Here is a 24447-nt window from a genome sequence, read left to right as displayed (position 1 = left end):
ACCGCGCATCGCTCAGCAAGCCTGATCCGGGCGAACCAGCCCCCGTCCGGATCAGGCCGTGCTGGTGACGTATTCGACGGGAAGGCTGCGGAAGTGCTTGCGCGTGTCTGCCGACACGGAGCCTCCGACGATGATCCGCGAGAATGAGCTGACGTCGGAGAAGAACGCCGGCTTGAGGCTGCCGAGCTTGCTGGCGTCGACCACGAGGATGCTCTCCATCGCGGTAGCGATGACGGCCTGCTTGATGGCGACTTCGTGAAAATTCGAGCAGCTGGCGCCGCGGGTCCAGTGCAGGCCGCCGGCCGAGATGAAAGCCTTGTTGACCCCGAGCCGCCGCAGATAGGACAGGCCGTCATCCGACGAGAACGACTGCGAGGACGGATGGTAGAGCCCGCCCATGAGCATCACCTGCGTCGCCGGACGGTGGGTGACGATCGAGGCGACGTTCAGCGAATAGCAGATCACCGAAAGAGGCATGTCCTCAGGCAGACAATCCGCCAGCGACTGCATCGTGGTGCCGCAGTCGATGAATATGGTGTCACCTTCCTTGATCGAGGCGGCTGCGGATCGGCAGGCGAGGCGCTTGTCCTGCGTGTGCTGGTCGATTTCCTGTTCGAATGTGTACTTGATCCCGGTCGGCGACGCCGCGTTGACGACGTAGCCGCCGAGCAGGGCGAGCGCCGCCTCGGGCCCGGCAAGGTCGCGCCTGACCGTCATCTCCGACACCTTCAGCAACTCTGCGGCGTCCTTCAGATGCAGCGCGCCGCTCGTCTCGACGGCGCGGCGCAGCCGTTGCAGCCGCTGGGCGCGGGTCTCGCTGGGGCGTGCGGTCGGTGTCTCAGTCATTTTCGTCACCGAGCTTGCTTATCCGGTTGACAATGATCTTACAATGATGTGAGTTTGGCAACGTCAATTTGTTACAATAATAACATCTGATCCGAAGGACGTTTCGCTGTCCGCGATGGCAGGCAGCAGAAGCTCCAGCGGGCAGGGGATGGGAGGATCGCATGTTGCAATCGGCACACTCAATCTATCTGCCGTTTCAGCCGATTCGCTAGCATTGCGCGGCGTACCGATGGCGCAGGGCGTCTTGATATCAAATCCATCCGCGGTGCCGGCGCAGCCCCATGCGCGGGATCACAATCATCCGCATCCGATCGTGCGCAACAGCGGCCGCGCGCTCGAGATGGACTGGGTCGATGATATCCGGATCAATCTGTCCGCCGCCGAGCGCCGCGTTGCGAGCCTGCCGGGCCGGCGCACCGTCAAGAAGGACGCGCAGGCGGCGTGGTTGCTCAAGGCGATCACCTGCATCGATTTGACGACACTCAACGGCGACGATACGGCCGAACGGGTGAAGCGCCTCTGTGCCAAGGCGAGGGCGCCGATACGAAGTGACCTCCTCGAGGCACTCGGTTTTGCCGGGCGCCGGCTGCACACGGGCGCGATCTGCGTTTATCACCGCTTCGTCGCAACCGCGGTCGAAGCGCTCGATGGGTATGACATTCCGGTCGCTGCTGTTTCGACTGGATTTCCTGCAGGTCTCGTGCCGCACGATCTGAAACTCAAGGAGATCGAGGCGTCCGTCAGGGACGGTGCGCAGGAGATCGACATCGTCATCACGCGTGAGCATGTGCTGACCGGAGATTGGCGCGCGCTCTACGCCGAGGTCCGGGATTTCCGCGCAGCCTGCGGCGATGCGCATCTGAAGACGATCCTGGCAACCGGTGACCTCAAAACGCTGCGCAACGTCGCCAAGGCGTCGATGGTCTGCATGATGGCCGGCGCGGACTTCATCAAGACCTCCACCGGCAAGGAAGGCGTCAATGCCACGCTGCCGGTGACGCTGGCGATGCTGCGCATGATCAGGGTCTATGAGGAGCGCACGGGCTTCAAGATCGGCTTCAAGCCGGCCGGCGGAATCTCGACGGCGAAGGATGTGCTCAACTACCAGTTCCTGATGAAGGAGGAGTTGGGACGCGATTGGCTCGAGCCGGATCTGTTCCGCGTCGGCGCCTCGAGTCTGCTCGCCGACATCGAGCGTCAGCTCGAGCATCACGTCACCGGCCGCTACTCGGCCTTCAACCGTCATCCCGTGGGCTGAGCATGAGTATCGCACATTACTACGAGACCATGGATTATGGCCCCGCTCCCGAGGCGGACGGCGAGGCGCGCGCCTGGCTGAAGCGGCACGACGCGACGTTTGGGCATTTCATTGCCGGTAAATTCGCCGCGCCCGCTTCGGGCAAGCATCTGGCGACGATCGAGCCTGCCACCGGAAAGACGCTGGCCAAGATCGCGCAAGGCATCGCAGCGGATGTCGAGGCTGCCGTCGGCGCCGCGCGATCGGCGCAGTCGTCATGGGCCAAGCTCGGGGGTCACGGTCGTGCCCGTCATCTCTATGCACTCGCGCGCATGCTGCAACGTCATGCCCGTCTGTTCGCGGTGTTGGAAGCGATCGACAATGGCAAACCGATCAGGGAAACCCGCGATCTCGACGTGCCACTCGCTGCGCGCCACTTCCTGTATCACGCCGGCTGGGCGCAATTGCAGGACCGCGAATTCGTCGACCATGTCCCGGTCGGCGTGATCGGCCAGATCATCCCCTGGAACTTTCCGCTGCTGATGCTGGCCTGGAAGATCGCGCCCGCGCTGGCGACCGGCAACACCGTAGTGCTGAAGCCGGCGGAATTCACCTCGCTCACCGCGCTGCTGTTCGCCGAGCTCGCGGCGGAAGCCGGCCTGCCGCCCGGTGTGTTGAATGTGGTGACGGGTGATGGCGCCGCCGGCGCGTTGCTGGTCGAAAATCCCGGTGTCGACAAGATCGCCTTCACGGGGTCGACCGAGGTCGGGCGGTTGATCCGTCAGTCGACCGCAGGCAGCGGGAAGTCGCTGACGCTCGAGCTCGGCGGCAAGTCGCCGTTCATCGTGTTCGACGACGCCGACATCGATGGCGCCGTGGAAGGCGTGGTCGATGCGATCTGGTTCAACCAGGGCCAGGTCTGTTGCGCCGGATCGCGGCTTCTGCTGCAGGAAGGGATCGCAGAGACATTCCGCAAGCGCCTCATCCGCCGCATGGAGACGCTGCGCGTGGGTCCGCCGCTCGACAAGGCGATCGACATGGGCGCGGTGGTCGCACCGGTGCAGCTCGAGCGGATCAAGGCGCTGGTCGAAACTGGCGTCAAGGAGGGCGCCGAGAAGTATCAGGCGCCGGGGCCGATCCCCGCTGAGGGATGCTTCTATCCCCCGACCTTGCTTTGGAACGTACATCCGTCATCGACCGTGGCGATCGAGGAGATCTTTGGCCCGGTGCTGGTCGCGATGACGTTCCGCACGCCGGACGAGGCGGTGATGCTCGCCAACAACACGCGCTATGGCCTTGCCGCCAGCGTGTGGAGCGAGACCATCGGGCTGGCGCTCGATATCGCGCCGAAGCTCCAGGCCGGCGTGGTCTGGGTCAATGCGACCAATTTGTTCGATGCCAGCGTCGGCTTCGGTGGCTATCGCGAGTCCGGCTTCGGTCGCGAGGGCGGCCGGGAAGGTCTCTACGAATATCTCAAGCCGAAAGCCTGGAGCGGGCGGAAGGCGCGGGCGAAGGTGCCGCCGCCATCCCCGGCAGCTTCTAACGACGGCGCCGGATTTGGCACGCCGTCGATCGACCGAACCGCCAAGCTGTTCGTCGGCGGCAAGCAGGTTCGTCCCGACGGAAATTATTCGCGCGCGGTGCTGTCGCCGAAGGGGAAGCACCTCGGCGAAGCCGGCGAGGGCAATCGCAAGGATATCCGTAACGCGGTGGCCGCCGCGCGCTCGGCCGAGGGGTGGGCGCGGGCGACGACGCATAATCGCGCCCAAATCCTCTACTACCTTGCCGAGAATCTGTCCGCGCGTGGCGACGAGTTCGCCCGGCGCATCGGTGATATGACCGGCGTTTCGCCCGCCAAGACGCGCGCGGAGGTCGAGGCGAGTATCGAACGGCTGTTCAGCTATGGGGCCTGGGCCGACAAATACGAGGGGACGATCCATGCACCGCCGTTGCGCGGCGTGGCGCTTGCCATGCACGAGCCGATCGGCGTGGTCGGGGTGGCCTGTCCGGACGAGGCCCCGTTGCTGGGCTTCATCAGCCTGGTGGCACCGTTGATTGCGATGGGCAACCGCGTCGTCGCCGTCCCAAGCGAGCGGCATCCGCTTGCAGCGACCGATTTCTATCAGGTGCTGGAGACGTCGGATGTGCCGGCAGGCGTCGTCAATATCGTCACCGGCGAGCGCGATGTGCTCGCAAAGGTCCTTGCCGAGCATGACGACGTCGATGCGCTCTGGGTGTTCGGCTCGCAGGAGGCCTCGACTGCTGCGGAGCGGCTGTCGATCGGCAACCTCAAGCGCACGCTGGTCGACCACGGGCTGGCGCTCGATTGGTACGACCGGGTGGCGAGCGAAGGTCCGATCCTGCTCCGCCACGCGGTGCAGGTGAAGAACATCTGGATTCCCTATGGGGACTAAAGACGTCACCTTGCGGTGATACGGGTTGGCATCCGGACCATCAGAGTTCGGGCGATTTTTTGAAGACAAGGGAGGGACGCAACATGCTCAAGGGCATCAATCCACTGCTCAATGCCGACGTGCTCTATGCCTTGCGCGCAATGGGGCACGGGGACCGCCTCGTGGTGTGCGACACCAATTTTCCTGCCGACTCCATCGCGCGCCAGACCGTGTTCGGCGAGCTGCTTCGCATCGACAACGTCAGTACGGCAAAGGCGATCGAAGCCATCCTCTCGGTGCTGCCGCTCGATACGTTCGTCGACGATGCCGCGATCCGCATGGAGATTGTCGGCCAGCCCCAGGAGGTGCCGCCGGTGCAGCGCGAGGTGCAGGCCGCGATCGACCGCGCCGAGGGACGCTCCTGGCCGCTGGTCGGGGTCGAGCGTCATGCCTTCTATGAAAAGGCCAAGACGGCCTACTGCGTGATCGCCACGGGAGAGCGGCGCTTCTACGGCTGCTTCCTGTTTTCCAAGGGCGTCATCGCGCCGGACGGAGAGTGACGACCATGAGCAAGACTGGCGTCGCAGTGCTCGGCATCTTCGTCGTCGATCTGGCCTTCCGGGCCGGCAACATGCCCGCGATCGGTGAAACGATCGCCGGTTCGGAATTTGCCATGGGACCGGGCGGCAAGGGGTCGAACCAGGCCGTGGCCGCTGCGCGCGCGGGCGCGGACGTGACCTTCATCTCCCGGATCGGCCGCGACGCCTTCGGTGATCTTGCCATCAAGACGTGGGAAGCCGAGGGCATTCGACCGCGCGTCGCCAGGACTGCGGAGGCGCCGACCGGCGCCGCCTTCATCTATGTCCACGAGACACGCGGCGACAACGCCATCATCGTGGTGAGCGGAGCGGCCGACGGTCTCAGCCCCACCGAAGTCGACGCGGCGGCGGATGCGATCCGCACCAGCCGCGTCTTCGTGACACAGCTCGAGCAACCGGTCGCGGCCGCGCAGCGCGGGCTCGAGATCGCGCGCGCTGCGGGCAGCATCACCGTGTTCAACCCGGCACCCGCGGTCAAATTCGACGATGGCCTGTTTGCCTTGTGCGACTACGTCGTTCCCAATGAGACCGAGGCGGAAGCGCTGACGGGAATCGCGGTGAGCGATCTTGCCGGCGCCCGCCGCGCCGGGGACGCGTTGCTGGCCAAGGGAGCGGGCACCGCGCTGATCACGCTCGGCGAACGCGGGGCGCTGTTTCACGGGCGAGATCGCTCGCTTCACGTGCTCCCGTTCGCCGCCGGCAAGGTGGTCGAAACCGCGGGCGCGGGCGATGCATTCGTCGGCGGCTTCGCTGCAGCGCTTGCGGGCGGTGCCGATCCCCTGGACGCGACGCGCTTCGGTTCCGCCACGGCGGGGATTTCCGTGACGCGCGCGGGGACTGCGCCTGCCATGCCGCGGCGCGCTGAGATTGAAGCCCTGTTGAAGGGATGATCTGCTCATGATGCGGAACGATCCGATCAAGCATGTCTTCATCTGGCCGGCGGTGCTCGTCGTGCTGGCGATCTCGATCTTTCCGCTGATCTATTCGTTCACCACGAGCTTCCTCAGCTATCGCCTGATTCCGCCGATCCCGCCGCGAGTCGTGTGGCTCGGCAATTACGCTACGCTCCTGCAAGAGCCGCGCTTCTGGAATGCGATCTTCACGACGACGCTGATCGCGTTCATTGCCGTCGGGTTGCAATACGTGATCGGGTTTGGCGTTGCGCTTGCGCTGAACGCGCGCGTTCCGGGTGAACGGCTATTTCGCGTGGCCTTGCTGCTGCCCATGCTTCTGGCCCCGGTTGCCGTCGCGCTTGTCGCTCGGATGATCTTCAATCCGACCATGGGGCCGCTCAACCAGTTCCTGTCCATGTTCGGCATGGCGAACCTGCCGTTCCTCACCAACGGTCATTGGGCGCTCGCCTGCATCATCGCCGTTGAGATCTGGCAGTGGACCCCGTTCGTCATCCTGATGATGCTGGCGGGCCTGCAAACGCTCCCCGAAGATGTCTACGAGGCGGCCGAGCTCGAGAACGCCAGCGCCTGGCAACAGTTCTGGGGCATCACTTTTCCGATGATGCTGCCGATCTCCGCCGCGGTCGTCTTCATCCGCCTGATCGAGAGCTACAAGATCATGGACACCGTATTCGTGATGACGGGCGGCGGACCGGGTGTGGACACCGAAACCCTGACCTTGTTCGCCTATCAGGAGGGTTTCAAGAAGTTCAATCTCGGCTACACGTCGGCGCTCAGCTTCCTGTTCCTGATCGCCATCACGATCATTGGCGTCACCTATCTGGCGCTGCTGCGGCCGCATCTGGAGAAGCGCCGATGAGCGGGCAGGGCCTTACCGGACTGTCGCGCTGGAGCCGCCGCCTGGTCGCGGCGGGTGTCTTCGTATGGTGCCTGATCACGGCGTTTCCGCTCTATTGGGTGGTGGTGACGGCATTCAAGACCCCGCCGGGCGTCGTCGGCGGCCCGACCTATATTCCGTTCGTCGATTTCACGCCGACCCTGCAGCCCTTCATCGATCTCTATCAAGGTATCCGTGGCGAGTTCTTCCGGACCTTTTTGAACTCGACAATCGTCGGCTTGTCGGCGGCGGCGATCGCGACTGCCGTCGGCGCAATGGCGGCCTATGCGCTGGTGCGGTTCGAATTCAGGGTGCGCTTCGGCGCCGGCCTGATCTTCTTCCTGCTCGCGCTCGGCGGCTATCTGCTATTCAACAATTCGCTCGGATTCACCCGCGCGCAGGCGCTGCTGCTGGCGTTCCCGATCGCGCTTGCCGCTGCAATCCTGGCCAACCGCCTGCCGCTGCCGGGGCCGATCCTCGGCAATGAAGACATCCTGTTCTGGTTCGTCAGCCAGCGCATGTTTCCGCCGATCGTCACGGCTTTCGCGCTGTATCTCCTCTACAGCGAAATCGGCCGGCTCGGCTTCCAGCTCATCGACAGCTATGTCGGCCTGACGCTGTGCTACGTCGCGTTCTCGTTGCCGATCGTGGTCTGGCTGATGCGCGACTTTTTCGAGGCCATTCCGATCGAGGTCGAAGAAGCCGCGATGGTCGACAACGTGCCAAGTTGGCGCATCTTCCTCGGCATCGTGGTGCCAATGTCGATGAACGGGCTGCTGGCGACTTTCATGATCACGCTCGCCTTCGTCTGGAACGAGTTCCTGTTCGCGCTGTTCCTGACCAATTCCAGATGGCAGACGCTGCCGATCCTGGTGGCGGGACAGAACAGCCAGCGCGGCGACGAATGGTGGGCGATCTCGGCCGCGGCGCTCGTCGCCATCATTCCGATGATGATCATGGCAGGTCTGCTCAGCCGCATGATGCGGTCGGGCCTGCTGCTCGGAGCGATCAAATAGCAAAAACCTATGTAGGGAGGACTAGACGATGTTGCGACGGACGTTTCTGATGCTGACCACCTCGCTCGCGATGGCTTGCACCGCGAGCCAGGCGAACGCTGCTTGTAGTCCGGATTACTCCGGCGTCACCCTGACTGTGGCGTCGCAGACCGGACCGTATATCGCCTCCGCGCTCAAGCTCGGCGCGGACGAATGGACCAAGAAGACCTGCGGCAAGGTCAATGTGGTCGAGTTCCCCTGGTCAGAGCTCTACCCGAAGATCGTTACATCGCTTACCGGATCGGACGCGACGTTCGATCTGGTCAGCTTTGCGCCGGCCTGGCTGCCCGACTTCGTCACCTATCTCAGCGAGATGCCGAAAGAGATGCAGTCCGGCAAGGATTGGGACGATGTCGAGCCGGCCTACCGTGAGCGCCTGATGGTGTGGGAAGGCAAGATCTATTCGCAATCGATGGACGGCGACGTTCACACCTACACCTATCGCACCGACCTGTTCAGCGATCCCAAGGAGAAGGACGCCTTCAAGGCCAAGTACGGCTACGACCTGGCGCCGCCAAAGACCTGGAAGCAGTATCTCGACATCGCGGAGTTCTTTCAGCGCCCCGACAAGGGACTCTGGGGCACGGCGGAGGCCTTCCGTCGCGGTGGCCAGCAGTTCTGGTTCTTCTTCAGCCACGCGGCGGCCTATACCAACAACCCGAACTATCCGGGCGCGATGTTCTTCGACCCCGAAACGATGGATGCCCAGATCAACAATCCGGGCTGGGTGAAGGGATTGGAGGAATATATTCGTGCTTCCAAGCTTGGCCCGCCCAATGCGCTGAACTTTTCGTTCGGCGAGGTCAATGCCGCCGTGGCCGGCGGCCAGGTGGCCGAGTCGATCGGTTGGGGCGACACCGGCGTGATCGCCGCCGACCCCAAGCAATCGAAGATTTCCGGCAAGGTGGGCTCTGCGGTGCTGCCCGGCTCTGACGAGATATGGAACGCCAAAACCAAGAAGTGGGACAAGTTTCCGGCGGTGCTGCCGGCACCCTTCATGGCGTTCGGAGGCTGGCAGATTGCCGTGCCAAAGGTGGGCAAGAACCAGCAGGCGGCATGGGATTTCGTCAAGACGCTGACAAGCCCTGAAGTCTCCGGCAAGGCCGCGATTACCGGTGGCACGGGTGTCAACCCATACCGCAAGTCGCACACCACGAATCTGGAGTTGTGGAGCAAGATCTTCTCGCCGACGGAAGCCAAGGAATATCTGGGCGCCCAGGCCGACTCCATTAACGGCAAGAACGTTGCGCTCGACATGCGTCTGCCCGGCTATTTCTCCTACACCGAGGTTGTGGAGATCGAGCTTGGCAAGGCGCTGGCCGGCCAGACCACGCCGCAGGCCGCGCTTGACGCGGTCGCGAAGGAATGGAATCGCCTGACCGATGAGTTCGGCCGCGCGAAGCAGCTCGCCGCCTATCGCGCGGCGATGGGCCTCTCACCGAAGAACTAGCTTCCCGCGGAGACTGCCCCGGATGATGCGTGAGCATCATCCGGGCTTTGTTGGCCGTCGATATAGGGGACGGAAAAAGGAATCCATGGCGCGCGTCGAGATCGAGAACGTCAGCAAGGCATATGGGCCCTACAAGATCATCGAGGGGCTCAATCTGAGTGTGGCCGACGAGGAGTTTGTCGTGCTTGTCGGACCATCCGGCTGCGGCAAGACCACGACGTTGCGCATGATAGCGGGACTGGAGACGGTCACCAGCGGAACCATTCGTATCGGTAATCGCGATGTGACGCAGCTGCGCCCGGGCTTGCGCAATTGCGCGATGGTGTTCCAGAATTATGCGCTTTATCCGCATATGACGGTTGGTGAGAATATCGGCTACGGCATGAAGGCGCGGGGCGAGTCGCGCGCCAATATCGCGAAAGCCGTCGAGGACGTGGCGCGGGTTCTCGACCTCGAGCAATACGTGGACCGTCGGCCCAAGCAGCTCTCCGGTGGGCAACGTCAGCGCGTGGCTATCGGCCGTGCCATCGTGCGCAGCCCGGACGTGTTTCTGTTCGACGAGCCATTGTCAAACCTCGACGCCAAACTCCGCATCGAGATGCGGACCGAGATCAAGGCATTGCATCGTCGTCTCGCCAAGACGATCGTTTATGTCACGCATGATCAGGTCGAAGCTATGACCATGGCCGATCGGGTCGTTGTGATGAATCGCGGCCGCATCGAGCAGGCGGCTGATCCGATCACGATCTATGAGAAACCAAGCAATCTCTTCGTCGCGGGCTTCATGGGCGCGCCCAGCATGAATTTTATCCACGGGGAGATTGCCGCTCGCGACGGTGCACTGATCTTCACCGAACCCTCGGGTACGGCGTTGAGATTTCCGAAATCCCGAGAGGCGGCCTATGCAGGGAGCATCGGCAAGCCGGTTGTGCTCGGCGTGCGGCCCGACCACGTGCTGCGGCAAGATGCGCCATCGGGCTCCTCCGTCCGCATGATGGTTAAAGACGTGGAGCCGCTCGGGCCGCATACTCTCGTGATTGGAACCGTGGGCGCATTTCCATTCACGGCTCAGATGCAGGTCGGTGTGTCTGCGGCGCCGGATCGCCCTATCGATGTCGCCATCGATCTGGAGCGAACGCACCTTTTCGACAAGGTTTCCGGGGAGGCCGTTTCATAGGCGGCGGTCCTCTGGCGGGCAGGTAATCCCTAATCTTTACTCCAGCGTGCGCATGCCTCATCGCGGTCACTTGCGCTGCGGCGAGCTCGCACGTGATGCGGGCGACGTTGCACCCTTCTTCGCAAAACTTTGCGCGTCCGGTCGTCCAAGTCGAGGTCAGTAGGGCAAGAAGGCAGCTGATGTCGTCGGTGAGAAAAGCAGACCGACGATTTTTGAGCAGGCTGCGAACAGTCATGGGCCTTGCTGGTCGGTGACCAATCAGCTCGCCAATATTTTTATCGTCGGTAGTTGGCTTTGAAATGTTGGTATTTTTGGTGGCGTCGAGCAGAGTCTGCGAAAAGAGATCAAGCGATTTCAGATGGTTACATGCCAATTTTCATTACCTCGCGGGTAATGGAAGGGCTGAAATCGGCATGCTAGGTTTTCTAGCATGAACGCACACGCATCGACGGCACAGGCCGAACGCAGCCAGCCGGTCCATATCGGCGACCATTTGCGCGAATGGCGGCAACGCCGCCGCATGAGCCAGCTCGATCTGGCAGGCGAGGCCGAGATTTCCGCGCGGCATTTGAGCTTCGTCGAGACCGGCCGCGCTGCGCCCTCGCGCGACATGGTGCTCAGGCTCGCCGAACGTCTCGAGGTGCCCTTGCGCGAACGCAACGTGCTGCTGGTCGCGGCCGGCTATGCGCCGGCGTTTCCGCAGCGCCCGCTGGAGGATCCCGCCTTGAAATCGGCTCGCCAGGCGATCGACCTCGTCCTCAGGGCGCATGAGCCCAACCCGGCACTGGCTTATGACCGGCACTGGAATCTGGTGTCCGCCAACCGCATGGTGGCGCCGCTGCTCGAGGGCATCCCGCAGCGGCTGCTCGGCCAGCCCTTCAACGTGCTGCGGCTCGCGTTTCACCCTGAAGCGCTGGCGCCGCGCACCGTCAATCTCGCGGAATGGTGCGGGCACCTGTTGGAGCGGCTGCACCGGCAATGCGAGGCAACGGCCGATCCTGAGCTGATCAAGCTCTATAACGACCTCAAGAGCTACCCCATCCCGGCGCGCTCGGGGCCGCTGTCGAGCGACAATGTCGCAATTCCCTTCAAGCTGCGCCGTGGCGGAGAGATACTAAGTTTCTTCTCCACCACCATGGTGTTCGGCACACCTGTCGACATCACGCTGTCGGAGCTGGCGCTGGAGACGTTCTTCCCGGCGGACGAGCGCACCGCCGAGCGGCTCAAGCAGATGGCAGCAGCTATGACCTAGCGCCCTTGCCTCGGGGCGGGTTCGGCTTATCTTCGGCTTATCTTGGGTCAAACCCGCATCGCCCGAAGGAGGCGCTATGAGCACGTTGAAACCGCTCCAGATCGATGTCGTCTCCGACGTGGTGTGCCCCTGGTGCTATATCGGCAAGCACCGGATCGAGAGCGCGCTCGCGCTCGTGCCCGACGTTCCCGTCAAACTCAGTTTCCGTCCCTTTTTCCTCAATCCCTGGGTGCCGCGCGAGGGCATCAGCCGCGAGGACTATCTCACCACCAAGTTCGGCTCGGTCGAAGCCTATAAGGGCATTGCCGGCCGCGTCGTCGCGGCTGCAAGCGAGGAGGGCCTCGTCTACAAGCCCGAGCTGGTCGCGCGCCAGCCCAACACCACCGACTGTCACCGCCTGATCCTCTGGGCCGAGGCGATCGGCAAGGCGCCCGAGATGAAGCAGCGGCTGATGGAGCTGTATTTCCGCGACGGCGGCGACCTCACTGACGTGAACGTACTGGTGCAGGCGGCCGCCGACGTCGGCCTCGATGCCGACGACGTCCGCAAGCGCCTCGCCACCGACGAGGACGTCGCGCGCGTGTCGGCTGATGCGCAGGAGGCCGCCGAGAAGGGTATCTCCGGCGTGCCGACCTACGTGTTCGCGCAGAAATACGCCGTCTCCGGCGCGCAGGATCCGAACCTGCTCGCCCGCGCCATTCGCGAGGTCTCGGCGGAGATCAACGCGCAGGCGGCAGAGTAGCTTTCGCTTATTTGCGGAGCAGACGCACCACGCGTCGCGCGCCGTCGTGCGCGACGTTGAGGCCAGCCAGCGCCGCGTGAATGAGCGCGACGACCGGATCGTGACGCCGCAGCGGAATCAGCAGGTCGCCGATGGCGAAGCGACCGCGCCAGATCGGGTTGATCATGGGGTGGTCGGCGCTCGCGGTGGAGTCCGCGCTGGCGATGGCCGGATCGGCGCAGACATGCCGGGTAAGGTCGAGCGTGAGCTGCACGCCCGGCGAATATCTTGCAAAGCGTTCGTCGATACCGAGCTTGAAGAAGAAGGCGCGGTCCTGGTGGCGCAGCACGATGCCGGCTGCCACCGGCGTCGTGCCGGCGCGCAGCGTGATGACCTCGCACTGCGCGGTCTCTGCCAGCGCGGGAACCGCGCGGCGAATGAAAGTCGCATCGCCCGCATGCTGGATCAGCGCGGTGCCGCGCTTGCCTTTCCAGCCACTGGCCTCGAGTTGCAGGAATGTTTCGAGTGCCGGCCCGATCTCGTCGGGCTTGCGCGCGACCTCGAAGGCGACGGGCCCGTGCTCTTCGAGGCGATGGCGCTGGCGACGCAGCTCCTTGAGCTTCTTGGCGCCGAGCGCGCCATGCAACAGCGTTTCACCGTCCTGCGTCGCGTCGAGGCTGGCGCGGTTGTAGGAGGAGAGGATACGCGGCTTCAGGCCGTCGCGATTGAGAACGTCCTTGAGCGAACTCATCGCCGCGCCGTCGAGTGCAACGTCGTTCAGCACGAGCGCATGCGCGCCGGCCTCACGCGCCTGCTGCAACAGCCGCGCGGCCGCTTCGATCGGCGCATCGCGGTCGATCAGCGGGCTGCACAGGGTGCCATAGGGATGCGCGCTCACCAGCGCGGGCAGGGGGATCTTCCAGGCGCGCCAGAGCGAGACCACCGGCATCAACCCGATCAGCCGCGCCGACGAGCCGTCGAATGCGGGTAGCGCCGAGGCGTCCGTGCGGCCGCGTGCAGCCTCGCTCACGGCGAGCTCCCAGCCCGGCAGGTAATAGCCGTTCGGCTCGATCACGCGCTGGGCGAGCGCGCGCCATTGGCCGGGATCGATGGACGTGAGGGGGACGAGCGCGCGCGTTGCCGCGGCAGCCCTTGCCGATGCCGGATTGATCGCTGCCTGATGCGCGATATCGACCACGTCCCGTCGTTCCCCGTTCAGAAGGTCATGCTTAGCGCAAAGATTGGAAAATTCCGTTGGGACGCCGCTTCAATTCGAATGGTAATATTAACGTCTCATTGAGCATTCGGGCGGCAGGCCGCGGCATGCCATGATGGAAGCTCTCGACCTGGAGGATCACAATGATCGCCACACCTTTCACGCCGATGGCGTCGCTCCTTGGTGGCGGGTTGATCGGCTTGTCCGCCGTGCTCCTGATGTGGGCAACGGGACGGATCGCCGGTGTCAGCGGCATCGTGGCGCGGCTGTTTCCGCCTTACGAGGACCGCGAGTTCGCCGGCCGGCTCGCTTTTGTCGCCGGCCTCGTCGCCGCGCCCATCCTGGTGCGGATTGTCAGCGGAAGCCTGCCGGTGCAAACGATCGCGGCGGGAACGCCGGTGCTGATCGTCGCCGGATTGCTCACGGGCTTCGGTGCGGTATGGGGCAGCGGCTGCACGTCCGGCCATGGCGTCTGTGGCCTGTCGCGGCTGTCGCTGCGGTCGCTGGTCGCGACCATCTCCTTCATGTCGGCGGGCATCGCCACTGTCTTCGTGATGCGGCACTGGGGCTGACGACGATGGCAATCCTCATTCAATTCGCGATCGGCCTCGTCTTCGGTATCGGGCTCATCGTCTCCGGCATGTCGAATCCGGCAAAGGTGCTGAACTTCTTGGACGTCGCCGGAATTCCCGCCGGAACGTGGGATGCGAGCCTCGCCTTCGTGATGGCAGGTGCGGTCGCGGTAACCTTCGTCGGCTTCAGCTGTGTCTTGAAACGCGCGCGACCGTTTTTCGCCGACCGCTTCTACGTTCCGACGCGAAAGGACATCGATCCGAGAATTATCGCCGGTCCTGCCGTCTTCGGCATCGGATGGGGGCTCGCAGGCTTTTGTCCGGGCCCTGCGCTCACCGCGCTCGGATTTGGCTCGGCGTCCGCTTTCATCTTCGTCACCGCGATGTGTGCCGGCATGGCGCTCGCCCGCTTCATCGCGCAGCTCCCGTCGTCAACGCGCTTCGCCACGCCGGCCGATCCGCTCGAAACCTGACATGGACAGGACCGGGCGAGTGGATCTCGTCCGGTCCTGCCCTGTCACAGCTTCAGTGACTACCAGCGGTCGCCGCCGACACCGACTCCAACGCTGACGCCGGGCGCCCGAATTCCGACGCCGCCGCGCGGACCATCGTCCCAGTCGCGATAGGTGCGGCGCTCGTAATAGCGATCGCGCGGCATGGTCGCATAGGAGTCGCGCACGATCACGCGCGAGCCGCCACGGGTGCGATAGCAATTGCCAGCATCGTCGCAGACCATCCGGACCTGCTGAATGAGATCCGGGCTGGTGTATTCGCTGGTCGTGTAGATATCGGCGGCCTTCGCGCCGCTCGCCGCAGCGAGGGCGCCGACGCCAGCCAGCAGTGCGATCGTGAATGTCCTCATCGTGTCCTCCTCCGAAACTGCCCTCGGGGGTAACAAGAAGGGGAGGCGGTGATCGTTCCGGGGCGAACTACAGGTTTTTCCCGGAACCGGAGCGCGTGTCGGCGTGATTTGTTCCTAGATCGGCTCGTAGCTTTCCGTCCCGCAGATGTCGTCGGCTTCCGCGCGGCGGCGATCGACCACTTTTCCGCCTGATATCGTCACGATGTAAATCTGGGTGCCGAGCGTGGAGCCGGTGGCGGAGGTGAGCTGCGCGCGGACGCAGGCGGTCCAGCCCGGTCCCCGCACCTCCCGATGGGGCGGGGCGACGTGCACCTCGCGCGGATAGGACGTGTTGAGGAAGACCACGTTGATCTGCTCGCGGACCACGCGCTTGACGTCAGGGGGCGCTTCGGGTGGCGGCTGCTCGGCTTCCTTCAGGCGCATGAACTCGGGCACCGGCGCGCGGCTGTCGGCGAAGCCGCAAGAACCGAGTGCGAGGGCGCTGGCCAGCAGCGCCGCATGAGCAACAATCCGCAACATCCGTGAAGGTCCCCCGCCGGACAACAGATAGGCAGGAATGCGATCCGGCAAAGTCCCGGCCGATCAAGATTTGCTGAAATCGCGGCCCCCCGGCATTTGCTATTGCGGGGTTGCAGGCTAATTTGTGCCCCAGGCGAGGGGGATTGAATCAATGAGGATCTTGGTCATCGCGGCCGCAGTGCTCGCACTAACGGCTGCGTCGGCGCAGGCGCAGGGCCGCAGCAGAGGCCAGCCGAACGAAGCGAAGTCGGACAACAAGCCCAAGGTCGACGAAAAGGCCTACAAGGCCGCGCTCGAGCGCATTCCGGAGCCCAAGGAGAAGTACGACCCGTGGAGCGGAGCCCGTCCCGCTGAACCTGCCAAGAAGCCCAAATAAATGAGGGGGACGTTGGCGACCCGTCTGTGTCAGTCGGCAGCCGCCATCGTGTTCCTCTTGTTTTCGTCGTGGCCAGGCATCGCCTGGGAGAGCTGGGGCGGCGATCCCGGCGGCTCACGCTTCTCGCCTTTGCGGGAGGTCACGCCCGACAATGTCGGCAATCTGGTTCGGGCCTTCGAATTCCATACCGGTGATCTCGCGGCGCGGCCGCCTGAGGTGATGCGGCGAACCAAATTCCAGGCGACACCATTATTCGTCGAGGACAGCCTGATCTTCTGCTCGCCCTTCAATGAGGTGATCGCGCTCGATCCCGGCACGGGCGCGCAGAAATGGCGCTTCGATCCGAAGATCGCGACCAACCAGCGGCCCGCCAACCGCTATGTCTGCCGTGGCGTGACCTACTGGATCGACGATGAAGCGCCCGCGAATGCCGCCTGTCGGTCGCGCATCTTCATGGGCACGAACGATGTCCGCCTGATCGCGCTCGATGCAAAGACCGGGATTCCCTGCGCCGGTTTCGGCACTGGCGGTGAGGTCAGGCCCGATATAGGCATGAAGCTGGACTGGCCCGGCGAATTCCAGATCACCTCGCCGCCGGCGGTCGCCCGCGGTGTCGTCGTGGTCGGCTCCGCGATCGGCGACAACCGCCGCGTCGACGCGCCGAGCGGCGTGGTGCGCGCGTTCGATGCGCGCAGCGGCCTGCCGCGCTGGACTTTCGAGCCGCTCAAGCGCGACGGCATCGAAGGCGGTCATGCCAATGTCTGGGCGCCGATGTCGGTCGATGCGGCCCGCGGGCTGGTTTTCCTGCCGACGTCCTCGCCGTCGCCGGACTTTTGGGGCGGCAAGCGGCCGGGCAATAACGAGCACGCCAATTCGGTGGTCGCGCTGCACATCGAGACCGGCGAGCTCGTGTGGGCATTCCAGACCGTGCATCACGACGTCTGGGATTACGATCTCGCGTCGCAGCCGACGCTCACGCGTATCGAAACCGGGGACGGCCAGCGCGATGTCGTGATTCAGCCGACCAAGCAGGGATTTGTCTTCGTGCTCGACCGCGATACCGGCAAGCCGGTGTGGCCGGTGGAAGAGCGCGTGGTGCCGCAAGGCGGCGCGGAAGGTGAACGACTGTCGCCGACGCAGCCAGTCCCGACGCATGTGCCGCCGCTGACATCGCAAAAAATCTCGACTGAGGATGCGCTCTCGCTCCTCCCTGGCCTGGGGCGCTCTGCTTGCGAAAGGCAGTTCGCGGGGGCACGTAACGAGGGGTTGTTCACGCCGCCCTCGACGCAAGGCACGGCGGAGTTTCCCTTCACCGGCGGCGGCGTCAACTGGGGTAGCGCAGCCTTCGACCCGGTCAACCAGATCCTCTACGCCAACACCGCCCGCGCCGTTCATCTCATCAAGCTGATTCCGCGTGCGGAGGCGGCTGGATTCGATCCGCCGCCCGGTCATGATTTCGGCCAGCAGAAGGGCGCGCCGTTTGCGATGTCGCGTGCGGTGGTGACGTCGCCGTTCGGGCTGCTTTGCAACAAGCCGCCTTGGGGCGAGATGGTCGCGGTCGATCTGAAGGCCGGCAAGATCCTCTGGCGTTCGACGGTCGGCACCACGGAAGATCTTGCGCCGCTCGGCGTGCCGCTGCCGTGGGGCGCGCCGCTCGTCAACGGGCTCGCGGTCACCGCGGGCGGTCTCGTTTTCACCGGCGCGATGGATGCCTATCTGCGCGCCTTCGATGCGCGAAGCGGCTGGGAGTTGTGGCAAGGCCGGCTGCCGGTGCCCGGCGTCGCCAACCCCATGACCTATCTCTGGAAGGGCGAGCAGTATGTCGCGATCGGCGCCGGCGGCCACTCCGAGGTTGGCACCTCGATCGGCGACAGCGTCGTTGCGTTTCGCCTGGCGCGGCCGGGTGAAGGGCCGTCGCTATGGTCGCGCACCATCGATCGTCCGGGCGGACGATTTTGGGTGTCGTCGTCAGCAATTGCGTTCGCGATCATCGTGCTGATCATCGCGAGCCTGCGCTGGCGTCGTCGACGTCGTATAAAGCAAGCATGATGCTGCGTTGTGTATGCGATGCGAACGGTTGTTCACATCGCGCGCGCTATCGTACGAAAGCGAGGCCGATGCGCCTGTCATTGCGCCATATGGTGCGGCAATTCCGTACGAAATTGTCGCGCGCGATCGAGAGCGTGAATGATTGCGGCAATATGACGGGGGAATCGAGCTCGATCGCCGCGCCCCCTTCCGACATGTTTCGCACCGTGCACGCGATGCCGCTGCTTTCAAAGGTGATCGTTCCACCCTTGAAAACACGGTAACGCTGCGCTGCCCGTTTCTCGATCATCGGCATTAATCCATAACGATGATTGTGAAGTAGTGCATAGAAATTACGTTGAAATAAACTCAATACTGGCGCTACTTGCACAGCGCTTCAGACTTCGTTTACGACGTTGGAGCGGTGAGTCACTTCCCGCCGACTTTCCTCACAAGCCCTTCCTTTATGGCGTTACGCGCCGATGGAGATATTGATGAAGACCACGCTATCGCTTCTGTTCGCCGCAGCGCTCTCGCTGTCATCGATGCCCGCCCACGCCGTCAAGTGGGACCTCTCGACCATGACCTGCAAGCAGTTCCTCGAGAGCGGCGAAGACAACATCGCGGTCGTGCTGACCTGGATGGACGGCTGGTACAAGGGCGACGAGGACAACGCGATCATCGACACCGAGGTGTTCATCGAGAACGCCAAGAAGTTCGGTGCCTATTGCGGAAAGAATCCGACCGTCAGCGTCGTCACCGCGGCTGACGAAATTCTCGGCAAGTAATTCCTGAAGCTGACTGAAGCGCGGACGCAATCGCGCTTCAGTCCCTCGCTTCGATGCGAAATTGATCGGAGAGCCGTGGAGCGCCTTGCGCGCTCACGCGGCTCTCTTCTTTTGGGATGATGCTCAGCCCGGCAGCATCGCGAACGCGCTCGACACCATCGCCACCTGCTTGTTGTCGGAGGCCGAAAGCAGCGTGACGCGGCCGAAGCTCATGGTGCGCCCGAGTCGCACCACGCGCGCGTCGGCGAGCACATCCGAGGAGGAGACCGCGCGCATGAAATGCGTGGTCTGGTCGACCGTCGTCATCGGACGATAGCCGCGATTGGCGGCGAGGTTCGCGATCACCATCGCGGTATCGGCGAGCGCCATCAGCGCCTGGCCGCACACCACGCCGCCGTTGCGGCACAGCCGCTCCGAGAATGGCATGCGCAGGAGCGCGCCCGGCTGCCAGTCCGGCTCGTCCGGCGGCGGCAGGTGCTCGAGGCGCTCGACGGCGAGGTTGAGATCCTGGACCCAGGGCGCAAAGACCTCGCCGAGTATGCGTCTGGCCTCAGCGATGCTGAACTCGGCTTCTGGCTGCGATGGCATTGCTGTCGGTCCCCCCTGTGTTGCTGGATGTTTCGGCCATTCTGCGCGCATCGGCGCGGCGAAGTCACCCGGTCTTCGGTCGGCTCTGTCGGCTTGAAAATGCCTGACTTGGCCCGATATGATACCGGGCTTGGGAACGGGTGGGCGATGTTGCGTCGGTGTGTCCTCGTGTTTGGGCTGATAGCGCTGGGTCTCGCGCTGGACGGGTGCACCAGATGCGGCCCGATTTGGGACGACTGGCTGCAGGCGCCGAAATCGTGCAGATCGGACCGGCTCTAGCGCGCCATTCGGCCTTGGCGGGCCGTTGACAAGAACGACAAGGCGCGGTTGACCCGCCCTTCATGGATGATCAAGGAGTCAATGATGAAGCTTTTCCGTATGGCGGCGGTGCTGCTGGCCGTGCTGGCGGGACCGGCCTACGCGCAAATGCCCAATCTCAATTTGCTGCAGGAAGGCCCGGGCAAGTCCCCCGAGGAAAAGGCCGCGGAAGCCGAGCGTGACAAGGCCTACAAGGAAACGCTGAAGAAGATTCCGGACTCCAAGGCGTCCAACGATCCCTGGGGCGGCATGCGTTCCGACCCGCCAAAGCAGGCGGCTGCGCCGAAGGCATCGGCCGCAACCAGCGCGCCAAAGAAGAAGTCCGGCACGACCGCCAATTGACCTTCTGCCCGACCGGAGGCGCTGATGCCTCCGGCCGGGACTCCTCTTCGGCCGGCCTGCTTCCTACATCTCCGAGAGCGTATTGCGTTGAGGAGGAACGGCATGGCCGATCGTCCGCGGGATCTCGCCGAGCGGATGGCGCGCCGGCGCAAGATGGGCGGCAAGCCGGGCGAGCGCGGCGGCGATGGCTTTTTGCGTGAGACATTCACTCTGCCGCGCCCGGCGGCGCGGGCGAGGGCGGAGGCTTTCTTCGCCCGCTATCCCAAGGCCGGCTATATGAGCGCGGTCGAGACTTGGCGCGAACTGCCGGGCGGCGACATCGAATTCACCATGCGGCGGCTGCCCAGCGCCGACTAGGCGTCAAGTCTCCTCGAAGGATTCCGCAACGATGCGGATCCGGAACACGGGCTCCTTGGCCTCGTCCAGCAACTCCATGTGCCATTCGGAATTTTCGTTGAGCTTGCGCGCGAGGCCGGCGGCCATGTCGGCGCAGATGCTGGTCATCATCTTCCAGGCGGCATCGCGATCGGCAAATTCCGTCGCCTGGTCCGCGCAGCCGGAATAGCGGCCGTTCCGAATTCGAAAGAAGTAGAGCGGCATGGCTGGCACCGGTCACATGATGGTCCCGCCTCCCGGGCCATGGGCGCGCGCAGTGCAATCCCAAACCCGGGACAGATCAATTCCGGGCCGCTACGGACCACACCTCGCGGGCGCGCGTGGCTGCTGAACCCGGCTCGGGTGGTCCATTCATGCGGTCTTGCGCCCGATCGCCTTCAGCTCCCGATCGATGCGCAGCTGCACGCGCCGGATCGCCAGCAGATCGATCTTCGTCTCGGTCTTGCCTGTCCTGATCTCGTCACCGATGCGGAACTGCCACTGCCAGACTCCGGGAAGCGCCGTCTTGGCAACGGTGAACTCAACGCCCCTGTGATTCATGGTCGCCTCCACGATTCACCCATCACCGGTGAACATGTTGGGCGTGACCATATTCCTGCGACAAGCGAAATTTGGCGGTAAGCCTTGGGTAGTTCACGGTAATCTTTGGAACCGCGCGCGGTCCGAAACAAACGAAATTAGGTTCCGAAAACCGTGCACGGAATTCGAGCAAGGCATGGCAATTCACCCGGTCTTGCCGTGCCACGCCGAGGAACTCTGTTCATGGTCGGAGAACCACGGAACGCGGGATCCGCGCATTTGACACATCGCTGCGAAGCGCGATCCGGATTCCCGTATCTTGTGGAACCCAAAGCGGCGCGCGTTGCCGCCGCGTTCGAAGCGAACAGGTGTGGTCGACACATTGCCACTTTTGCGTGTCATGTATCTATGCTCTGCTTGTGAATGACGGTTCGAACGCGATGTCACGAAGGGGAAGGTGTGAGCTGGCTGAGTCATCTTGTGCTGCGCTGGGGTGCACGGAATTTCTCGCTGACCTGTCCCCATTGCCGGCATCCCGCGTCCGCATCGAGCTTCAAGCGCGCGCGCTTCATGCTCGGTGACGAGAAGCTCGTCTGCGAAGAGTGCGGCGAAACCAGCGTCGTCACGTTCTGGCGTTTCGAAGGGCTATCGAGCCGGCCCGATTGTACTGACGCGCTGCGGCGCGCGCCGCTGTCCGATTCGCGGCACTGATCCAACGCTGGCCAACTTTCCCGCTACTGCCGCGACGGTCTTCCTCGCGCACTGGATGATGTCGTGGCTGATCGCGTAGGCCGCGATGCTGCCGATCGTGCTGCTCGCAGCGCCTGCGATCCGCGCCTTCTCGCTACGGCTGACGCGAGAGGAGAGAGCTCGATGAGGTGGCCGGCACGTATGAAAAAACCCGCTTGGGGAGAGCCAAGCGGGTGAAAGGTTATTGGAGGCTGAGGTGCTGGGCTGCAACACCGTAGCCAGATGACCCTAGCCGGTTGAGCTTACGACAGCCTGACAGGGCCGGCAGATCGGCTTTGAACCTTGCCGCGTGTCCGCGCCCTCAAACAGAAAACCCCGCTCTGGGCGGAGCGGGGTCCTCGACTGTGTATGGAGGCCCGGTGTTGGTCCACCGGGCACAGCCAGACTAGGAGACCAGGCTTACGGGTGCCTGACGGCGGCTCCGAAATCCGCGTCGGGAAGCCGCAGACTGGCCCCGCACGCGTCCCAATTTGGCCACCCGATCGCACCACTGGAGCCACACCCCTCGGCGAGATTTCGCATCGTCGGCGACGCCATGGGGGAAACGTGGTGCGCCGGCAGCGGGGTGGCATCATGGATAACGTAGAGCGGTCATTCGCCGCCGCGACGGCGGCTGGCTTCGTCGTGCTGGTGATCGGCCTCGTGCTGCTGGCGCTGCTGTAAGGCGCACCGGCGGACGACAGTCGAGGCCGGACCGGGCTAAAGCAGGCGCTTCGATCCTGGGTGGACACCCAGGACGCCGCCGCGCCCTTTCAAAACATGGAAAACAACCCCATGCACAGTAGGGGGTCGGGCGCTTTCGTTGTGCGATCAATGGCTTAGTTAAGGTATTTGGCTACCATTGCCGCGCGCAACGCGGACCCCCGACGCGCAATGCCGGGTCCTCGACATGAACAGGGTCTGGCTCTGCCGGCCCACGTCTGCGACACGCATTCCCGACGGCCGGGACAGCGGCTACCCGCCCATCGCGGGGCAGCCTTGGTCAGATCCGATGCCAGTCGGCAGGCTCAGTGGACCTTGATTTCACCCAGGGGAAGGCGGAGTTCGGCGGCGCGCTCTTCGCGGTCCTTCTTGCGAAACTCGTTTTCCTTCCGCTCGAACTTCACCATCTCCTCGTGCGCCGCCTCCAGGAGGTGATTGCGCCTGACAGCACTGGGATGCGTGTCTTCCGTCATGTTCCAGGTCCCCATCGTTGCGATCACATCCCGAAGAAAGCCGGACACCGCAGAAAAGGTTCGATGCCGCAGGATTGCGGAATTATGACGGCGGGCAGCGGCTGCGTCTTTGATGCGCGTCATCTTCAGTCGAAGGGCGACGGATGCGGAGGATCGGCAAAAATCAAAAAGGCCGCCAACCGAGGCGGCCTCTCATCATCTTTGAATCGCTTGCCCGCTAGCGGCAGGGCTTCTAACAGCAGGGCTTCTAATGGCAGGGCTTGCCAATCATCTGGGCGTACCGGCTGTGGCAGCCGTCGTGCAACTGAGACTTCTTCGTCACCTTTGCGCCGACCTTCGGGCCGCCCGATGCCGTCGCGGTATTCGATATCTGGGCTTGGGCCGACACCGAGCCGGCGAGGACAGACAGCGCCAGGGCGATCTTGAGGATTGCCTTCATCATGCCTCCTGAGGTTGTTCGAATGGTACGAAAAGTAGTGCTACTGAATTTAGCGTTACATACTGTAGCTTCCAATTCAAATCGATCGGAGGCATGACGACGAACCGCCGCCCGCGCGGCGGACTGAGATGGGGCAAAGTGATGGGGCAGAGTGGGGTAGATCGCTTATCCCGGATGGGGGTCGGGCGAGCGCTCCGGGGAATGGGCCGATCAAGTTGGACCCCTTCAAAGGGCGCCCGGGACTAAATCGATACATGGTGAGACGGGGAGGCCGCCAACTGAGGCGTCTTGCTCCGTCGCGACGTGCGCGCCCAATGTGGCGAGCTGTGGCGGCCTATTGCTTCGTCGTCGGCGGCTCGAAGATGAGGGCAGCCTGGAACACCCGCCCGGCGTCGGTGCGGACTTCGATCGCAACGTCTGTTCGATCCTCGTGTGCCGCCAAGTCGCGCGCGAGGCCGCTCAGTGTCTGCGTCGCCTCGATCTCTGCTTCGCGCTGGGTTTGAAACTCCAATCCCTCTTCGTCGGCATAGAGGCCGGTGTCGTCTCGGATATCGAAAAAGTACCGGACCATCGCGCCGCCTCTCGGAGAGAGTATCGCCGCCAACCCCGCCTTGAGAGGACCGTTCCTAATTATTTCGGCGGCAGCAATCCGGGTGCTGTTCCAACCCCGAGGCGTGGTTGGCGTCCCGTTGGCCGACGAGAATTCCAGTACCGCCGCTTGCAGGTTGGGCAATGGTAGATGCGGACGCGGGGCGCCTTGAACCAGGTTAATCATAGCTGCTTTTACGGACGGTCTCGATCCGCTTTGCGTCCAGCTAAAGCTGTGGCGGCGTGACCCTTGCTTCGTCTCTCATAAGGGCGGCCAGCCTATCCAATTGGCTAGCCACGCCCGTGAGGCTCCGCGCGATGTTCTTCAACAGGAAGGCCCTCTCCGCCGAAACCCCGGATGCTTGAGAGAGGGCCTTGTATTGATTTGCGAGTTCCTCGCATTTAGCAGCGTCGATCATAATTGAGCCCATCTATGAAACGGGTCAACAG

General features: G+C 63.7%; 29 protein-coding genes and 1 pseudogene. 19 read left to right on the top strand and 11 right to left on the bottom strand.

What is annotated here, in order from left to right:
- Window positions 1-51: 51 nt before the first annotated feature.
- Window positions 52-846, bottom strand: coding sequence for a DeoR/GlpR family DNA-binding transcription regulator (locus ACKWRH_RS29935; protein ID WP_445216432.1), 795 nt, complete (start codon window positions 844-846; stop codon window positions 52-54).
- A 340-nt stretch (window positions 847-1186) separates the two neighbouring features.
- On the opposite strand from ACKWRH_RS29935, the gene deoC reads away from it, so the two are divergent.
- The 10 genes from deoC (at window position 1187) to ACKWRH_RS29885 (ending at window position 12542) form a co-directional block, all read left to right on the top strand.
- Complete coding sequence (gene deoC / locus ACKWRH_RS29930; protein ID WP_245344240.1) at window positions 1187-2104, top strand: deoxyribose-phosphate aldolase; 918 nt, start codon at window positions 1187-1189, stop codon at window positions 2102-2104.
- Between the two features lie 2 nt (window positions 2105-2106).
- Window positions 2107-4497, top strand: coding sequence for an aldehyde dehydrogenase family protein (locus tag ACKWRH_RS29925; RefSeq protein WP_445216431.1), 2391 nt, complete (start codon window positions 2107-2109; stop codon window positions 4495-4497).
- An 83-nt stretch (window positions 4498-4580) separates the two neighbouring features.
- Entirely contained in the window at window positions 4581-5036 is a 456-nt protein-coding gene (locus ACKWRH_RS29920) for an RbsD/FucU family protein (protein WP_014494077.1), read from the top strand.
- A gap of 5 nt (window positions 5037-5041) precedes the next feature.
- Window positions 5042-5965 carry a ribokinase gene (rbsK, locus tag ACKWRH_RS29915; protein ID WP_445216430.1) on the top strand — a complete coding sequence of 308 codons (924 nt, stop codon included), beginning with the start codon at window positions 5042-5044 and terminating at the stop codon, window positions 5963-5965.
- 7 nt (window positions 5966-5972) lie between these two features.
- Window positions 5973-6848, top strand: coding sequence for a carbohydrate ABC transporter permease (locus ACKWRH_RS29910; protein ID WP_445216429.1), 876 nt, complete (start codon window positions 5973-5975; stop codon window positions 6846-6848).
- Window positions 6845-7882 carry a carbohydrate ABC transporter permease gene (locus ACKWRH_RS29905; RefSeq protein WP_445216428.1) on the top strand — a complete coding sequence of 346 codons (1038 nt, stop codon included), beginning with the start codon at window positions 6845-6847 and terminating at the stop codon, window positions 7880-7882. The genes ACKWRH_RS29910 and ACKWRH_RS29905 overlap by 4 nt, the downstream gene beginning before the upstream one ends.
- Window positions 7883-7931: 49 nt before the next feature.
- Complete coding sequence (locus ACKWRH_RS29900) at window positions 7932-9371, top strand: extracellular solute-binding protein (protein ID WP_306326732.1); 1440 nt, start codon at window positions 7932-7934, stop codon at window positions 9369-9371.
- 85 nt (window positions 9372-9456) lie between these two features.
- Window positions 9457-10548 carry an ABC transporter ATP-binding protein gene (locus ACKWRH_RS29895; protein ID WP_445216427.1) on the top strand — a complete coding sequence of 364 codons (1092 nt, stop codon included), beginning with the start codon at window positions 9457-9459 and terminating at the stop codon, window positions 10546-10548.
- A gap of 430 nt (window positions 10549-10978) precedes the next feature.
- The gene (locus ACKWRH_RS29890) at window positions 10979-11800 is read left to right on the top strand and encodes a helix-turn-helix domain-containing protein (RefSeq protein WP_445216426.1); all 822 of its coding nucleotides are present in this window, start codon (window positions 10979-10981) and stop codon (window positions 11798-11800) included.
- Between the two features lie 76 nt (window positions 11801-11876).
- The gene (locus ACKWRH_RS29885) at window positions 11877-12542 is read left to right on the top strand and encodes a DsbA family oxidoreductase (RefSeq protein ID WP_445216425.1); all 666 of its coding nucleotides are present in this window, start codon (window positions 11877-11879) and stop codon (window positions 12540-12542) included.
- Between the two features lie 7 nt (window positions 12543-12549).
- On the opposite strand, the gene ACKWRH_RS29880 is transcribed toward ACKWRH_RS29885, so the two are convergent.
- The gene (locus ACKWRH_RS29880; protein WP_445216424.1) at window positions 12550-13719 is read right to left on the bottom strand and encodes a GNAT family N-acetyltransferase; all 1170 of its coding nucleotides are present in this window, start codon (window positions 13717-13719) and stop codon (window positions 12550-12552) included.
- 161 nt (window positions 13720-13880) lie between these two features.
- On the opposite strand from ACKWRH_RS29880, the gene ACKWRH_RS29875 reads away from it, so the two are divergent.
- Together ACKWRH_RS29875 and ACKWRH_RS29870 are read left to right on the top strand one after the other, a co-directional pair.
- Window positions 13881-14309 (top strand): YeeE/YedE family protein, encoded by a 429-nt coding sequence (locus ACKWRH_RS29875; protein WP_445216423.1) that lies wholly within the window; start codon window positions 13881-13883, stop codon window positions 14307-14309.
- Window positions 14310-14314: 5 nt separating this feature from the next.
- Window positions 14315-14782, top strand: a complete 468-nt coding sequence (locus ACKWRH_RS29870) for a DUF6691 family protein (protein ID WP_445216422.1) — start codon at window positions 14315-14317, stop codon at window positions 14780-14782.
- A gap of 59 nt (window positions 14783-14841) precedes the next feature.
- Here ACKWRH_RS29870 and ACKWRH_RS29865 read toward each other — a convergent pair whose 3' ends face one another.
- Together ACKWRH_RS29865 and ACKWRH_RS29860 are read right to left on the bottom strand one after the other, a co-directional pair.
- On the bottom strand, window positions 14842-15171 hold the full coding sequence (locus ACKWRH_RS29865) for a hypothetical protein (protein WP_445216421.1): 330 nt from the start codon (window positions 15169-15171) through the stop codon (window positions 14842-14844).
- A 114-nt stretch (window positions 15172-15285) separates the two neighbouring features.
- The gene (locus ACKWRH_RS29860; RefSeq protein ID WP_445216420.1) at window positions 15286-15690 is read right to left on the bottom strand and encodes a hypothetical protein; all 405 of its coding nucleotides are present in this window, start codon (window positions 15688-15690) and stop codon (window positions 15286-15288) included.
- A 151-nt stretch (window positions 15691-15841) separates the two neighbouring features.
- Between ACKWRH_RS29860 and ACKWRH_RS29855 the strand changes: the two genes are divergently transcribed.
- Both ACKWRH_RS29855 and ACKWRH_RS29850 read left to right on the top strand, forming a co-directional pair.
- Window positions 15842-16066 carry a hypothetical protein gene (locus ACKWRH_RS29855; protein ID WP_028152662.1) on the top strand — a complete coding sequence of 75 codons (225 nt, stop codon included), beginning with the start codon at window positions 15842-15844 and terminating at the stop codon, window positions 16064-16066.
- Window positions 16067-18115: a pyrroloquinoline quinone-dependent dehydrogenase gene (locus ACKWRH_RS29850; RefSeq protein WP_445216419.1), complete on the top strand. Its 2049-nt coding sequence runs from the start codon at window positions 16067-16069 to the stop codon at window positions 18113-18115.
- A 46-nt stretch (window positions 18116-18161) separates the two neighbouring features.
- On the opposite strand, the gene ACKWRH_RS29845 is transcribed toward ACKWRH_RS29850, so the two are convergent.
- Window positions 18162-18410, bottom strand: coding sequence for a PilZ domain-containing protein (locus ACKWRH_RS29845; RefSeq protein ID WP_445216418.1), 249 nt, complete (start codon window positions 18408-18410; stop codon window positions 18162-18164).
- A 178-nt stretch (window positions 18411-18588) separates the two neighbouring features.
- Here ACKWRH_RS29845 and ACKWRH_RS29840 point away from each other — a divergent pair, with 178 nt between their 5' ends.
- Window positions 18589-18882, top strand: a complete 294-nt coding sequence (locus ACKWRH_RS29840; RefSeq protein WP_014494092.1) for an HdeA family protein — start codon at window positions 18589-18591, stop codon at window positions 18880-18882.
- Window positions 18883-19005: 123 nt separating this feature from the next.
- On the opposite strand, the gene ACKWRH_RS29835 is transcribed toward ACKWRH_RS29840, so the two are convergent.
- On the bottom strand, window positions 19006-19470 hold the full coding sequence (locus ACKWRH_RS29835; RefSeq protein ID WP_445216417.1) for a PaaI family thioesterase: 465 nt from the start codon (window positions 19468-19470) through the stop codon (window positions 19006-19008).
- Window positions 19471-19833: 363 nt separating this feature from the next.
- On the opposite strand from ACKWRH_RS29835, the gene ACKWRH_RS29830 reads away from it, so the two are divergent.
- Together ACKWRH_RS29830 and ACKWRH_RS29825 are read left to right on the top strand one after the other, a co-directional pair.
- Window positions 19834-20130, top strand: coding sequence for a hypothetical protein (locus tag ACKWRH_RS29830; RefSeq protein ID WP_445216416.1), 297 nt, complete (start codon window positions 19834-19836; stop codon window positions 20128-20130).
- 102 nt (window positions 20131-20232) lie between these two features.
- On the top strand, window positions 20233-20487 hold the full coding sequence (locus ACKWRH_RS29825; RefSeq protein ID WP_085404272.1) for a hypothetical protein: 255 nt from the start codon (window positions 20233-20235) through the stop codon (window positions 20485-20487).
- Window positions 20488-20490: 3 nt separating this feature from the next.
- Here the strand turns inward: ACKWRH_RS29825 and ACKWRH_RS29820 are convergent, their stop codons facing one another.
- Window positions 20491-20730, bottom strand: coding sequence for a DUF6894 family protein (locus ACKWRH_RS29820; RefSeq protein WP_014494096.1), 240 nt, complete (start codon window positions 20728-20730; stop codon window positions 20491-20493).
- Between the two features lie 147 nt (window positions 20731-20877).
- Window positions 20878-21066: a hypothetical protein gene (locus ACKWRH_RS29815; RefSeq protein WP_028158398.1), complete on the bottom strand. Its 189-nt coding sequence runs from the start codon at window positions 21064-21066 to the stop codon at window positions 20878-20880.
- A 438-nt stretch (window positions 21067-21504) separates the two neighbouring features.
- On the opposite strand from ACKWRH_RS29815, the gene ACKWRH_RS29810 reads away from it, so the two are divergent.
- Window positions 21505-21756, top strand: coding sequence for a hypothetical protein (locus tag ACKWRH_RS29810; RefSeq protein ID WP_445222629.1), 252 nt, complete (start codon window positions 21505-21507; stop codon window positions 21754-21756).
- A gap of 7 nt (window positions 21757-21763) precedes the next feature.
- Window positions 21764-21922: pseudogene (locus ACKWRH_RS29805) on the top strand (DUF2798 domain-containing protein); the annotation flags it as partial.
- An 880-nt stretch (window positions 21923-22802) separates the two neighbouring features.
- Here ACKWRH_RS29805 and ACKWRH_RS29800 read toward each other — a convergent pair.
- From ACKWRH_RS29800 to ACKWRH_RS29790, 3 genes are all read right to left on the bottom strand, one after another.
- A complete protein-coding gene (locus tag ACKWRH_RS29800; protein WP_445222628.1) occupies window positions 22803-23093 on the bottom strand; it encodes a hypothetical protein in 291 nt (96 codons plus the stop codon).
- Between the two features lie 124 nt (window positions 23094-23217).
- Complete coding sequence (locus ACKWRH_RS29795) at window positions 23218-23409, bottom strand: hypothetical protein (protein WP_445216415.1); 192 nt, start codon at window positions 23407-23409, stop codon at window positions 23218-23220.
- A 334-nt stretch (window positions 23410-23743) separates the two neighbouring features.
- Complete coding sequence (locus ACKWRH_RS29790) at window positions 23744-23980, bottom strand: DUF6894 family protein (RefSeq protein WP_445222494.1); 237 nt, start codon at window positions 23978-23980, stop codon at window positions 23744-23746.
- Between the last annotated feature and the right edge of the window lie 467 nt (window positions 23981-24447).

The sequence above is a fragment of the Bradyrhizobium sp. Pa8 genome (assembly GCF_052588265.1).
This window is presented reverse-complemented; position numbering and strand designations above follow the sequence as displayed.